Source organism: Pseudorhizobium marinum (assembly GCF_000705355.1).
GTDB classification, from domain to species: domain Bacteria; phylum Pseudomonadota; class Alphaproteobacteria; order Rhizobiales; family Rhizobiaceae; genus Neorhizobium; species Neorhizobium pelagicum.
The window spans coordinates 1-401 of record NZ_JMQK01000082.1; the positions used below are offsets into that span (position 1 = coordinate 1).

Here is a 401-nt window from a genome sequence, read left to right on the forward strand (position 1 = left end):
GCTGATTTCGAAGTGAAAATGCTGAACAAAGGCGCGGACGGCGCCATGGTGTTTGAGCCTTCGGCGCTGAAGATTGCGCCCGGCGACACCGTCACCTTCTTGCCCACCGACAAGTCACACAACGCCGAAACGATCCCGGGCCTTCTTCCCGATGGAGCGACAGCATTCAAGGGCAAGATGAACGAGAGCGTCACGGTGACCTTCGATGTCCCCGGCGCCTATGCAATCAAATGCGCTCCCCACGTGGGAATGGGCATGGTGGCTCTTGTCGTGGTCGGTGACGCCCCGGCCAACCTCGACGTCATCAAGGAGGCAAAGCTCCCGAAGAAGGCGAGAGACCGGATGAACGCCGACATAGCAGCAGCCGCCGGCACCTGATCCTTGAGCCTGCCGTGGCGGAG

General features: G+C 61.1%; 1 protein-coding gene. It reads left to right on the forward strand.

The window, feature by feature from the left end; all coding sequences use genetic code 11:
- The coding region (locus EO99_RS0125480) for a pseudoazurin (RefSeq protein ID WP_029621345.1) at positions 1–378 on the forward strand (378 nt) is incomplete at its 5' end.
- Positions 379–401: the final 23 nt, after the last annotated feature.